Origin of the sequence: Micromonospora sp. WMMD736 (assembly GCF_049179015.1) — a bacterium.
GTDB lineage: Bacteria > Actinomycetota > Actinomycetes > Mycobacteriales > Micromonosporaceae > Micromonospora.
On record NZ_JBMHMI010000001.1, the window covers coordinates 6,391,688 to 6,404,261 of the forward strand.

The following is a 12,574-nucleotide window of genomic DNA, read 5'->3' on the forward strand; positions in this document are numbered from 1 at the left end:
CCGACGGACGCGCGGTGGACCTACGGCTTGCGGGCGAGTAGCCCGACGAAGGTGTGATAGGTGTCGGTCTGCTGCGGCGCGGACGCGCCCGGCTCCGGCCGCCACTCGGCCAGCGGCACCAGCCCCGGCTCCAGCACCTCCAGCCCGTCGACGAACGAGAGGATCTCCTCGTCCGTACGCCAGCGGCCGGTGCCCAGCGATTCGTTGAAGACCCGCTCGACCTCGCGCGCCTTGCGGGAGCCCTCCGGGTCCCGCTCGCCCGGGTCACGGAAGTGCGAGATCGCCACGTAGCTGCCCGAGGGCAGCGCGTCGATCAGCTCCGCCGCCACCGCGCGCGGATCCTCGTCGTCGCCCAGATGGTGCAGGATCGCGAAGAGGAGCAGCCCGACCGGACGGTCGAAGTCGAGGAACCGCCGCACGTCCGGATGGTGCAGGATCTCCTGCGGTGTCCGGATGTCCGCCTGGATCACCGTCGCGGTGCCGTCCGCGGCGAGCAGTGCCCGGCCGTGCGTCAGGACGATCGGGTCGTTGTCGACGTAGACCACCTGAGCCTTCGGGTTCTGCTCGGTGGCGACCTCGTGCACGTTGCCCTGGGTGGGCAGCCCCGATCCGATGTCGAGGAACTGGTCGATCCCCGCGTCGGCGACCAAGAAGCGGATCACCCGACGCAGGAAGGCCCGGTTCGCCTGGCCGGCTGCCGGCCCGTCCGGGGTGATCCGCAGGGCGTGCTCGGCGACCTGCCGGTCCGCCTCGAAGTTGTCCTTGCCGCCCAGGAAGAAGTCGTAGACCCGGGCCACGCTGGGAATGCGGGGGTCGATGCCCGGGGGTGCCGCCTTGTCGCGGGTCACAGGCGTCTCCATTCGATACGAATCAGCGCTGGCTGAGGACTGTGGACGGTGCCGGCATTGGGGCGAGTGTAGCGATCGGGCCCACAGAATTCCGCCCCGGCTGGTATCGCTCCCAGTGAGTCGTCTCCGCGCCTGGGCGCTCCGGGGGTGACGCGTCGAAGGGGAACCGACCGAGTAATGAGACACGTTGGCGATCATCAATATCATGGCCGCATCGTCGACGTATGACAGGCGTCTCGTCGTCCTCGCTGTTCCGCCGTCTGGGTCCGGGTCTGCTGGTCGCCGCCATGCTCTCGACGGCGGTGGTCGTGACCGTCGCGGGCATCGCGCCCGCGGCCGACGCCGGCACCGCCGCCCCCGCCGCGTACCCCGGGGTCGCCCCGGCGCCGCGCGGCGGCGCGATGCCCGCCGCCGAACCGACCGGGACCGCGCCGCCGCCACCCACCACGCCACCCGGCACGCCGGGTACCTCGCCGTTCCCGCCGAGCCCGCCCACCAACCTGACCGCCAGCGAGGTACGCACCGGCTCGGTCACCCTCACCTGGACGGCCGCCAAGCCCGGCTGCTGCGCCATCGTCGGGTACGACATCACGTACTACCAGGCGTTCGACGACGTCATCTACAGCGCCAGCGTCGGCGCCGTCACCAGCACCACGATCACCTCGTACATCGGGCCGGGCAAGCAGTACTCGTTCCGGGTGGCCGCCCGGGACACCCTCGGGCACCGGTCGACCGCCACGGACACGCTGACCGTGGTCACGCCGGTGACGGACACCGGTGGGGACACCACGCCGCCGAGCGCCCCGCAGAACCTGACGGTCACCGAGGTGACGGCCTCGGACGGCACGCTGTCCTGGTCGCCGTCGACCGACAACGTCGGCGTGCTCGGCTACAGCGTCTACCGCTTCGACGGCTGGTTCAGCTCGACGCTGATCGCCACCGTGCCGGGAACGACGTACACGACGCCGCTGCCCGCGTCCACGCCGCTGCGGAACCTCTACTACGTCCGGGCCCGGGACGCGGCGGGCAACGTGTCGATCGCGTCCAACACCGTCACCCTGCCCACGACGTCCACGCCGTCGCCTCCGCCGCCCTCGACATGCCGGGTGACCTACCGGAACCAGTCCGAGTGGCAGGGCGGATTCGTGGCCACTGTGACGGTGCAGAATCTCGGTTCCGCGCCGGTCGACGGCTGGATCGTCACGTTCCCGTTCCCTGGGGACCAGCAGGTGACCTCGGCGTGGAACGCCACGGTCGGCCAGACCGGCGCGATGGTGACCGCCCGCAACGTCGACTGGAACCGCGTCCTGCCGCCGAACGGCTCCGCGACCTTCGGCATCCAGGGGCGGTGGATCGCCAGCGACGCGCCGCCCACCACCTTCACGCTGAACGGCGTGCCGTGCGCCACGGGCTGAGCGCGTCCCCTCGACAAGGAGTCTCGTGAGCACAACCCACCGTCGCCGGGTCCTGGCCGGGGCCGTCCTGGCCGGCGTCCTCGTCGTCTCCACCACGCTCGGCGGCCCGACCGCGCCCGCCTCCGCCGCGAACACGCTCACCATGCGGGGCGCCGACGTCTCCTCGTTGCAGCGCAGCCTCGACGTGGGCGCGCGGTACTACGACGCCGACGGCGTCGCCCGTGACCCACTGGACATCCTGAAGTCCGTCGGCGTGAACTACGTCCGACTGCGTGTCTGGAACAACCCGGGGAGCGGCTACAACAACAAGAGCAAGGTGTTGGCGCAGGCCAGGGCGGCGAAGGCGAAGGGCCTCAAGGTGCTCATCGACTTCCACTACTCCGACACCTGGGCCGACCCCGGCAAGCAGTACAAGCCCGCCGCGTGGGTCGGCCACACCCTCAGCCAACTGGGCGCCGACGTGTACACCTTCACCTACGACGTCTGCGCCGCCCTGCGGGGGCAGGGCACCCTGCCGGACAGCGTGCAGATCGGCAACGAGATCAACGTCGGGATGCTGTGGAACGAGGGCAAGGTCGTCAACAACGACTTCGCCCCGCTGGCCGGTCTGCTGAAGCAGGGCTACAACGCCACCAAGGCGTGCGGCGGGGGCATTCCGGTGATGATCCACACCGCGAACGCCGACAGCAACGCCAACGCCCGGTGGTTCTACGACGGCATCCGCGCCCAGGGCGTGCAGTGGGACATCACGGCACTGTCCTACTACTGCATGTGGCACGGCAGCCTGGCGAACCTCTACAACAACATCGTCGACCTGCGCGGTCGCTACGGCAGGCCGGTGGTGATCGCGGAGACCGCGTACCCCTTCACCCGGAACAACGCGGACAGCGAGCCGAACGCCATCGGCGACGCGACGTGCGACGGCATCAGCGCCACCTGGTCGGGGCAGGCCCAGGAGTTCGACTGGGTACAGAACACCGCCCGCAATGCCGGCGCCATCGGTGTCTTCTACTGGGAACCGACCTGGTACGCGGTGATCGGCAACGGTTGGGACCCGGCCAACATCAACGGCACCGGAAACCAGTGGGACAACATGGCCGTCTTCGACTGGTTCGGGCGGGTGAACCCGAACGTACGCTGGACGCCCTGACCTTCGCGGGACGCGCCCCCGCCCATCGTCGCGGCGATGAGCGGGGGCGCCGTCGGGCGGACCGTCAGACGGCCGTACGGGACCACTGCTGGTTGGCGCCGCTGTTGCAGGTGTACTGCTTGAGGATGATTCCGTCGGCGGTGGATGCGGCGGGTACGTCGACGCATTTGCCGCTGTGTCGGGCGCGGAGTTGGAAGTAGCCGCCGTTGGTGACCATCTGGAACTGCTGGTTGGTGCCGCTGCCGCAGGTGTACTGGATGAGTTCGGCGCCGTCGGCGGTCGAGGCGCTCGTCACGTCGAGGCACTTGCCGCTGTTGCGGCTGATGATCCGCCAGTAGCCGCTGCCGGCGTCCTGGAACTGCCACTGCTGCCAGGCGTTGCCGCCGTACGTGTACTGGCCGACGCGGGCGCCGTTGTTCATGTTCGGCGACTGGACGTCCATGCTCTTGCCGCTGTGCCGCACGTCGACCCGGTAGAAGGTCCCCGTGGTCGGGGGAGGCGTCGTGGGGTCGCCGCCGCCGATGGTGTCGCCCCAGGCGTAGCGGAGCCGGTCCGCGCCGGAGGTGTTGCGGACGGTGAGGGTGAGGTCGGTGCCGCTGCCGCCCAGCGCGTACATGGAGTACCAGTCGTAGCCGATGGTGCCGGGTTTGCCGCCGAGGGCGGGCCAGTAGGTGCCGCCCATCTGGTTGTCGCGCATGACCTGGGCCATGGCGCGGATGTAGCGCACGAAGTTGTCGGTGCTGTTGGCATCGGCGTAGTTCCGGCCGTCGTTCATGGGCGCGCCGAACTCGGTGGCCACCGCCCGGGAGGCGCAGGTGCCCAGGCGGGTCTGGATGTGGCCGCGGAACGCGTCGTAGGTCATCGCGCCGTAGAAGAAGGCGTAGTAGTGAAAGGACAGCAGGGTGGCATTGAAGCGGCTGTCGTTGCAGATGTCGCGTAGGTCCTGGCTGAAGCCGGTACCACCGATGAGCACCCGGCCGGGTGGGGCCGAGGAGTGGGAGGTGAGCCAGTTGGCCGCGACGGTACGCCACTGTTCCGAGCTGTAGCCGTGTGGCTCGTTCATCGGCTCGAAGTAGACGTTGGTGTTCGCGCCGTACGTGTTGGTCACCGTGGACCACATCGCGTTCCACGCGGCGAGGTTCGTGATCCTGCCGCCGGAGGCGGCGCCGTCCTCCCAGTAGGCCAGGATCACCTTGAACCCACGGGCGGTGGCGGCGTCGATGGCACCACGGTACGCCTCCCACCACGCCGTCCCGACGGTGTGCGTGTTGATCGGCAACCGCACGGTATTGACACCCAGGGTGGCCGCCATGTCGTCATACAGGGCATTGGCCTTGGCCCGCACGGTCGCGTTGCTGTCCGACATGCTCAAACCCTGCACGACCAAAGGACCAGTGCTGAAGTTGTCGCCCAACACCGCCCAGTTCATCCCCCGGAACTGACTGGTAGCGGCAACAGCCGGCCCGGGCCGCACCGCGACAACACCGACAAACGCCGTCAACGCGGCCACCAGAGCGACGAGCGTCCGTCGTAACAGGCGAGGATCGCGCGTCGAATCAGGTGCGCGGTCGGCGGATGGTGTGACCATGATGCCTCCGAGGCCGTCGTGAATGTGTTAGCGCTAACACAAACCGCGGACATGATTGATCGAATCGCGGCGTGATTGACGTGCCGCCCAGGCGGATCCGGCACCTCACCGGGTAGCGGACAGCGTGTGTTCGGCGTGTTAAGCGCGTGTTGCAGCCAAGTGTTAGCGACCGCATGTGGAGTGTCAAGGCATCGATGCTTCTCGCTGACGAGGTCGTCGCCCGCCTCGTCACGGGGCAGCGAATGTCGATCGGTCGATGACAGGATCGCTCGGTGCGCGTTCTCTTCGACGGCCCGGCGCCGGTCGACTATGGGCAGATCTACGTGACGAGCCGCGAGCTGCCCGACATGCAGCAGGCGTTCGCCGGGCAGACGAACGGCCTGTGCGGGGCCGGTCACCCGGGTGTGCTGTTCCTGATGACCGGTACCCACTCCGGACGGGTCCGTTTCCGGATCGAGCTGCACGACGCCGAGCCGCCGCCCGCAGCCGCCGAGTGGGAGGACGTGGTGGAGGTGTCGCTCCAGCCGAGGGCCCCGGTGGTCGACCTGGTCCCGTGGGGCGATGGGGCGCTGGCCCACCTGCCGCTGACGTCGAAGGACAGTGACGGCGGCCGACTGCCGGTCTACCGCGTGCGGTACTGCGCGGCGGGGATGGACGAGGGGCGCGATCCGTTCGGCGGGCTCGACCCCGACGAGATCGACGAGTACGACCACACCTACCTGGACCGACGACCGGACCGCTACCTGCTGTGCTTCTGGCCGCAGGCCAGCGCGGGCGGCGGCCCGGGTGACGGCGTCGTCCGTGCCGACGCGGTGCTGCGCCAGAGCAGCGGCAACGCGGCGTACTGGCACGGTTGGGCTCGTGGACTGCCGGCCCCGCTCACGCTGGAGGAGCAGGTCGAGGCCGAACTGCGCAGACGGGCGGAGGAGGACCGCCGCAACGAGGAGTACCGGCGGCGCGCAGAGTTGCGGCGCTGGGGCGGGCGTCTGCCGAGCGAGCGACTCCGACAGGTACGCGGCAATGTCCACGGCATGCTGTTGCTGGACCGGGACCTGGTCGACGGCGTGGCCGATGCCGACGCCGTCACCCAACGCGAGATCGCGGTCTGGGCGGCGCGGCAGGCGTGCGCCCTGGCCGGCATCGCGGATCTCGACTGGATGCGGCCCGCGTGGACGGCGCTGGAACGGGGTGGGCCCCTGCCGGCCGAATTCACCGACCTGACGGCCCTCAGGGCGCGGATACCGGGCAGGCCGACCGTCACGATCGCCGTCGCCTCGCTGCGCCGCAGGGATGCCGCGCCGACCGACCTGCTGCGCACGGCGCTCGACAGCCCGGTGGACCCGGTCGCGATGGCCCTGCCGGCCCTCGTGGCCGCCGGGGAGTCGGATCCGCTGCAGGCCGCACTGGAGGCGCTGTGGGCGGCGGTCAGCACCTACGCCTCCCGCCGGAACGATGTCCTGGCGGCCGTGCGGCGGGCGTTCCCGATCGTCGACCAGACGCAGGCACGCTGACCCGTTCGTCCTCAGGTGACGGGGTCTGGTTCGGCACGGACGACGACGAGTGGGCCGCGCCGTCCCAGCGCCCACACGGTGAGCGCCAGGCAGCCCAGGCCCGCTCCCGCGATCGTGACAGCTGACCAGCCGCCCACGGACCAGAGCGTGCTCGCGGCGGCGGAACCGGCGGCGGCGCCGATGAAGTTGCTGGTCGCCAGAGCCGTGTTGAGCCGGCTGCGCGCCTCGTGCGCGAGGGCGAACAACCGCGCCCGGTTGAGCAGGGCCTGCGTCTGGAAGGCGACGTCGACCACGACGGCCACGGTGACGAGAAGCACGAGGGACCGGCCGCCGAACGCCGCGACGACGAACGCCCCCAGGGCCAGGGCCCAGGCCGCCCCGGTGGCCGGAAGGGACCAGCCGCGGTCGTGCAGGCGACCACCGCGCAGGCCGGAGAGGACACCGGCGAGTCCGACCAACCCGAACATCCCGATCACCGTCGGCGGGTAGTGGAACGGTGGACCGCTGAGCAGGAACGTCAGCGCCGTCCAGAAGAGCGAGAAGGCGGCGAAGCCGGTGGCGGCGAGGACCAGCGTCCACCGGACCGCCCGCTCCCGCCGGACCATCGCGGCGACCGAGAACAGGAGCCGTGGGTACGGGATGCGTGCCCGCGGTGGCAGCGGCGGCGTCGCGCGGTGGAGCAGGACCGCGAGCAGGGCGGCGACGACCGCGGCGAGGGCGTAGGTCGCACGCCAACCGGCGGTGCCGGAGACGAGTCCGCTGATCGTGCGGGAGGCCAGGATGCCCGTGAGGGTCCCCGATCCGACGACACCGACGACCCGACCACGGTCGGCGTCACCGGCCAGGTCTCCGGCGAGCGGCGTGAGGATCTGCCCGGAGATCGTCGTGACGCCCAGCACGCCGAGCGCGACCAGGAGCACGCCGATCGACGGTGCCAGCGCGCACAGCAGTAGCGCGGCGGCGGAGGCCAGGAACATCAGCGGGACGAAGCGGCGGCGGTCCAGGACGTCGCCGAGCGGTACGAGCAGCAGGACGCCGACGGCGTACCCGATCTGCGTCGCGGTGACGAGCCAGCCGGCCGTGGACGTCGGCGTGTCCAGGTCGTCGGCGATGACGCCGAGCAGCGGCTGCGCCCAGTACAGGTTGGCGACGGCCGCGCCGGCCGCCAGCGCGAACAGGAACGTCAGCGGGCGGCTCAGGTGCGGGGGCGGTGCCGGGCGGGGCGCGGCCACCCCGCCACGCTAAGGGCGTGTGTCAAAGCCCCCTGCCGGCCGAGGGCCCCTGGTCGATCAGCGGACCGCGCCGCAGTTCGCGCAGCACGCCGTGCCGGCGCGCGGCCCACGCCAGACGCCGCACGCTCGGGTGCCGTACGAACAGCGCGGCCGCTCGGCGGATCATGCCGAACCGGTGGTCGCTGAGCTGGTTCTCCATCGCCTGCCAGATCAGCTCGCGCACGTTGGCGCTGTCCAGCGCCGCCCGGACCGCACGTCGTACCGCGGGGTCCTCGGCGGCCGAGGCGATGGCGGCGGCGAGGCCCGGTCGGTCGGCGAGCGGTTCCACCGCCGCCGCCACGAGCGGCCGGCGCACCTCGTCCCGTTCCAGCAGCAGCAACACCGCCTCCCGGATCTCGACCGTCTCCAGGCCGGAGCGCAGCAGGTCCACCAGGCTGCGCTCGACCGCACCGTCGTGGTCCGGCACGGCCAGCGTGGCCAGCAGCACGGACACCTCGTCGAGGTCGATGAGGTGTCGGAGCCCGTCGCGGAACTCCGGGAGCCCCCACGCCACCTGAACGGCCTTGAGGAGATCGCGGTTCATGCGCCATCCGCTACCCGAAAGCCACTCCGGCCGAAACGTCCGCGTCCCCGCGTCCCCGCGTCCCCGGCCGGTGCAGGCACTATCGTTCTGGGGTGCGCATCCGCTTCGACGTACCCGCCGATCCCGCCTATCCCGCTCGTGTGGCGGCCACCCTCGCCGGTGTCCGGCTGCGTCGGTTCAGCTACATCGGCGCGGTGCTGGTGGCGATCGGGGTGGTCGGCCTGGTGCTCGCGCGCGGGCTGGGCTGGGGTGAGCGCGCGTCCCCGCTGTGGCTGACGTTGGTGCTCGGCGGCGTGCTGTCGATGCTGTACCTGCCCTGGGTGCGGTCGCGGGCCCGCCGCCGCTCGGGTGACTACGCCGTCGACGGCGCGTACGAGATCACCGACGACAACATCATGATGCGCAGCGGCGCGGAGTCCGGCGGTATCGCCTGGGACGGGGTCGCGCGGGTGCAGGACACCCCGGAGTTCTGGGTCGTGTTCGTCGGCCGGATGCCGGCGACCGTGATCCCCCGGTGGCTGATGTCCGCCGAGGACGCCGAGACGTTGCGCGTCTTCATGACCGACCGGGGCCTGCTGGGTCCGCGTCCCTGACGGCGAGGGTCCGGTTCTTCGGCTGGGCGAGGAAGCGCAGGTACGCCGCCCGGTCGAACGGGTTGCCGTCGGTGCGGGCCCGGCGCGGCGGCTCGCCGGACACCGGTCGGTCGCCGCCGGGCGTCGACGACCACAGCCCTTCCCCGCTGGACAGGTCCGGCAGCCGCCGCTGCGCCTCGACTTCGAGCCGGGCCGGCAGCACGCCACTGATCCGCCAGCCGGCGGCGACGTCGTCGACCCCGTCGACCCGTGCGCCGAGCCCGCCCAGGTACGACGTGACCGGGCCGAGCCGGTCGGCGGGCACCTCCACCTCGAAGCGGCGACACGGCTCGAAGACCCTTGTGCCGGCCTCGGCGAGCGCCTGCATGAGGACGTACGGCGCGAGGTCCCGGAAGTGCCCGGCCGTCGTGATCGGCGACCAGTAGCCGCTGTGGGTGAGGGTGATCCGGATGTCGGTCACCGGCCAGCCGTGACAGCCCTGGTCGAGGGCGGCGCGGGCGGCCTCCTCGATGGCCGCGTGGAACGACAGCGGCAGCGAGCCCAGCTCGACCTCCCGTCGGTAGTCCACGCCGACGCCGGGTTCGACCCGGAACCCGACCGTCCCGAAGAAGCCGTGCCCGATGATCTCCACGGCGGCACCCGTGCCGGTCGGCCGCTCGACGTGCACGAGCCGTGCCGGCCCGAACTCCGCCTCGATCCCGTACCTCTCGGCCAGCGTGGCACTCAGCACCTCACGCTGCACCTCGCCGTAGAGGAGCACACTCGTGCCGCCGTCGGGGGCCACCCGGGTCCGCAGGAACGGGTCGGTGTCCGCGATGTCCAGTAGCGCGGCGTGCAGCGCCACCGTCCGGGACGCGTCGCGGGGTCGTACCACCGCCTCCAGGGTCGGCGCCGGGAAGTACGACCGCCCGTCGAGGCCGGCCGGGCTGCCGAGCTGGTCGCCGAGGCGTACCCCGGTCAGGCCGCCGACCCGGGCGATGTGGCCGGCGGTCAGCGCGGCCCGGTCGGTGGCCGCGCCGACCACGTCGAGCCGCGTGATCCGCCCGCGCGTCGCGGTGGTCCGGCCGTCCGGCTCCCGACGGTACGCGGTGACCCGCTCCCGCGCCCGGAACTGTCCGCCGTACGAGCGCAGGTAGGCCACCCGTTCGCCGCAGGGGTCGCGCTCGATGGCGAACACCCGCGCTCGCGGGTCGGGTTCGGCCGGAGGTGCGGGCGGAAGCAGGGCCGCGATGGCGTCCAGCAGCTCCGGTACGCCGGCGCCGGACAGCGCCGAGCCGAACAGCAGCGGGTACGCCTGCCCCGCCGCGACCTGCGCCCGCAGGGCCTCGTCGACGCGGTCGGGGTCGGGCGGCAGGTCGTCGACGAGGACGGCCAGCAGTTCGTCGTCGTGTTCGGCGAGAATCTCGGCGAGGCGGTGGTCGTACCCCCGGGGGTGCGGCCGGTAGGTGGCCTCGGGCGTGCCGGGCGCGCGGACCGTGCCCAGCGGGACGACGGTCGGCGCGAGGAGCCGGCGGGTGTCCGCGACCAGCTCGTCGACGCGGGCCCCGACCCGGTCGATCTTGTTGACGAAGATCAGCGTGGGCAGCCGGAGCGACCGGAGGATCCCCATGATCCGGCGGCTGTGTGGCTGGACCCCCTCGACGGCCGACAGCACCAGCACGGCCGCGTCGAGCACCCCGAGCGCGCGTTCGACCTCGGCCACGAAGTCGCTGTGCCCGGGGGTGTCGAGCAGGTTGACCTGGCGGTCGCGCACGGTGAAAGCGGCGACGGCGCTGCGGATGGTGATGCCCCGCCGACGCTCGATCTCACCGGTGTCGGTCTGGGTGGTGCCCGCGTCGACGCTGCCGAGTTGGTCGATGAACCCGGTGGCGTGCAGCAGGCGTTCGGTCAGGCTGGTCTTACCGGCGTCGACGTGGGCGACGATACCAAGGTTGACGGTCTGCACAGGCGATCAGGTCCTCGAAAGCTCGCGTCCGGATGGGCGGGGTTTCGAGTCCTCGCATCGCCGTGCTCCTGTCTGCCGGTGCTGCCGGGCCGTGCGGGCCCGGTCCTTCTTCGGCCAGGCTGGCACGGCCGGCGGCGTCGGGCCACCCATTTACCTGCGCTTGCTTAGATAGTGCTCTGTCAATAGATTGAGGGTGGGCGTCACCGGGCTTCGGGCAACGATCCGAAGCGGTGACTGACAGCTTGACCTCGAGCCGGGCACGTCGGTCGTACGCATCGACCACTCGCTGTGGCGCATCGCCGCGCCGTACCCGGCGCATCACCGCGTCCGCTCCGGACGCGCTGCCGCGCCGGCCTCTCCCGCTCGATGGCAGAAGGACTTCCCATGACCATTCTCCGTGCCCGCCCCGCCCCGACCCTCGCGGTCGTCGCCGCGCTGGCCGCCGCCGTGACCGCGACCGGCACGACCCTGCTCGTCGCGCCGGCCGCGGCCGCCCAGGCTTGCCGGATCGACTACACGCCCAACCAGTGGCCCGGCGGTTTCACCGCCAGCGTCAAGGTCAGCCCCGGGGACACCGCCGTCTCCGCCTGGACCGTCACCTGGACGTACGCCGGAAACGAGCGCGTCACGAGCGGCTGGAACGCCACGGTCAGCCAGTCCGGATCGACGGTGACCGCCCGCAACATGTCGTACAACGGGAGCATCCCGGCCGGCGGCGCCACCGAGTTCGGCGTGCAGGGCACGTACAGCACCAGCGGTGGAGCGCCGACCGGCTTCAGCCTGAACGGCGTTCCGTGCAACGGTGTCGCGCCGACCACGCCGCCGCCGACCACGCCGCCGCCGACCACGCCGCCCCCGACCACGCCGCCCCCGACCACTCCGCCCCCGACCACTCCGCCCCCCACGACGCCGCCGCCCACCACCCCGCCGCCCACGACGCCCCCGCCCACCACGCCGCCGCCGGTCGGCTGCGCCGGGGCGGTGCTCTGCGACGGCTTCGAGAGCCAGACCGGTTCGACACCGTCCGGCGACTGGGCCGTGGTGAGCCCGGACTGTTCCGGCGCCGGAACCGCCACCATCGACACGACCACCACGCACAGCGGCAGCCGGGCCGTCCGGATCAACGGCGCGGCGGGGTACTGCAACCACGTCTTCATCAGGTCCACGAAGAACCTCGGCAGCGTGGGCAGCGTCCGGTACGGCCGGATCTGGGTCCGGCACACCACCGCCCAGCCCACCGACCACACCACGATGATGGCGATGACCGACGCCGCCGACGGCAACCGGGACCTGCGGATGGGCGGCCAGAACGGCGCCCTGCAGTGGAACCGCGCCTCTGACGACGCGACCCTGCCGGAGCAGAGCCCGGCCGGGGTGGCGCAGAGCGTGCCACTGCCCACCAACCGGTGGACCTGCCTGGAGTTCATGGTGGACGGCTCGTCCGGTCAGCTCCGTACCTGGCTGGACGGCACCGCCATCGCGGGGCTGACCGCGGACGGCGTACCCACCCACGACATCGACGGGCAGTGGTACAACCGCACCTGGCGACCGCAGCTCACCGACCTGAAGCTGGGCTGGGAGAGCTACGGCAACGGGTCCGACACCCTCTGGTACGACGACGTCGCGGTCGGGGCCAGCCGGATCGGCTGCTGACCGTCGCACGGGATCGGGGGTGTGGCACGGTCGACGTGCCGCACTCCCGCCGTCGT

Annotated in this window: 10 protein-coding genes; 5 read left to right on the forward strand and 5 right to left on the reverse strand. The window is 71.6% G+C overall.

Annotated elements, in window-relative coordinates; translation table 11 throughout:
- Positions 1 to 20 precede the first annotated feature (20 nt).
- Positions 21 to 848, reverse strand: coding sequence for an SAM-dependent methyltransferase (locus tag ACN269_RS29115; RefSeq protein WP_421475430.1), 828 nt, complete (start codon positions 846 to 848; stop codon positions 21 to 23).
- A 224-nt stretch (positions 849 to 1,072) separates the two neighbouring features.
- Here ACN269_RS29115 and ACN269_RS29120 point away from each other — a divergent pair, with 224 nt between their 5' ends.
- Together ACN269_RS29120 and ACN269_RS29125 are read left to right on the forward strand one after the other, a co-directional pair.
- Positions 1,073 to 2,263: a cellulose binding domain-containing protein gene (locus ACN269_RS29120; RefSeq protein ID WP_421475431.1), complete on the forward strand. Its 1,191-nt coding sequence runs from the start codon at positions 1,073 to 1,075 to the stop codon at positions 2,261 to 2,263.
- Positions 2,264 to 2,288: 25 nt separating this feature from the next.
- A complete protein-coding gene (locus ACN269_RS29125) occupies positions 2,289 to 3,413 on the forward strand; it encodes a glycoside hydrolase family 53 protein (protein ID WP_421475432.1) in 1,125 nt (374 codons plus the stop codon).
- A gap of 64 nt (positions 3,414 to 3,477) precedes the next feature.
- Here ACN269_RS29125 and ACN269_RS29130 read toward each other — a convergent pair whose 3' ends face one another.
- On the reverse strand, positions 3,478 to 5,001 hold the full coding sequence (locus tag ACN269_RS29130; RefSeq protein WP_421475433.1) for an RICIN domain-containing protein: 1,524 nt from the start codon (positions 4,999 to 5,001) through the stop codon (positions 3,478 to 3,480).
- Between the two features lie 272 nt (positions 5,002 to 5,273).
- Between ACN269_RS29130 and ACN269_RS29135 the strand changes: the two genes are divergently transcribed.
- Positions 5,274 to 6,512 (forward strand): hypothetical protein, encoded by a 1,239-nt coding sequence (locus ACN269_RS29135; protein WP_421475434.1) that lies wholly within the window; start codon positions 5,274 to 5,276, stop codon positions 6,510 to 6,512.
- Positions 6,513 to 6,523: 11 nt separating this feature from the next.
- Here the strand turns inward: ACN269_RS29135 and ACN269_RS29140 are convergent, their stop codons facing one another.
- Positions 6,524 to 7,744: an MFS transporter gene (locus ACN269_RS29140; RefSeq protein ID WP_421475435.1), complete on the reverse strand. Its 1,221-nt coding sequence runs from the start codon at positions 7,742 to 7,744 to the stop codon at positions 6,524 to 6,526.
- A 22-nt stretch (positions 7,745 to 7,766) separates the two neighbouring features.
- A complete protein-coding gene (locus tag ACN269_RS29145; RefSeq protein WP_421475436.1) occupies positions 7,767 to 8,327 on the reverse strand; it encodes a hypothetical protein in 561 nt (186 codons plus the stop codon).
- Between the two features lie 92 nt (positions 8,328 to 8,419).
- Between ACN269_RS29145 and ACN269_RS29150 the strand changes: the two genes are divergently transcribed.
- Entirely contained in the window at positions 8,420 to 8,920 is a 501-nt protein-coding gene (locus ACN269_RS29150) for a YcxB family protein (RefSeq protein ID WP_421475437.1), read from the forward strand.
- On the opposite strand, the gene ACN269_RS29155 is transcribed toward ACN269_RS29150, so the two are convergent.
- Entirely contained in the window at positions 8,883 to 10,865 is a 1,983-nt protein-coding gene (locus ACN269_RS29155; protein ID WP_421475438.1) for a GTP-binding protein, read from the reverse strand. The genes ACN269_RS29150 and ACN269_RS29155 overlap by 38 nt on opposite strands.
- 384 nt (positions 10,866 to 11,249) lie before the next feature.
- Here ACN269_RS29155 and ACN269_RS29160 point away from each other — a divergent pair, with 384 nt between their 5' ends.
- Positions 11,250 to 12,518 carry a cellulose-binding domain-containing protein gene (locus tag ACN269_RS29160; protein WP_421475439.1) on the forward strand — a complete coding sequence of 423 codons (1,269 nt, stop codon included), beginning with the start codon at positions 11,250 to 11,252 and terminating at the stop codon, positions 12,516 to 12,518.
- Positions 12,519 to 12,574: the final 56 nt, after the last annotated feature.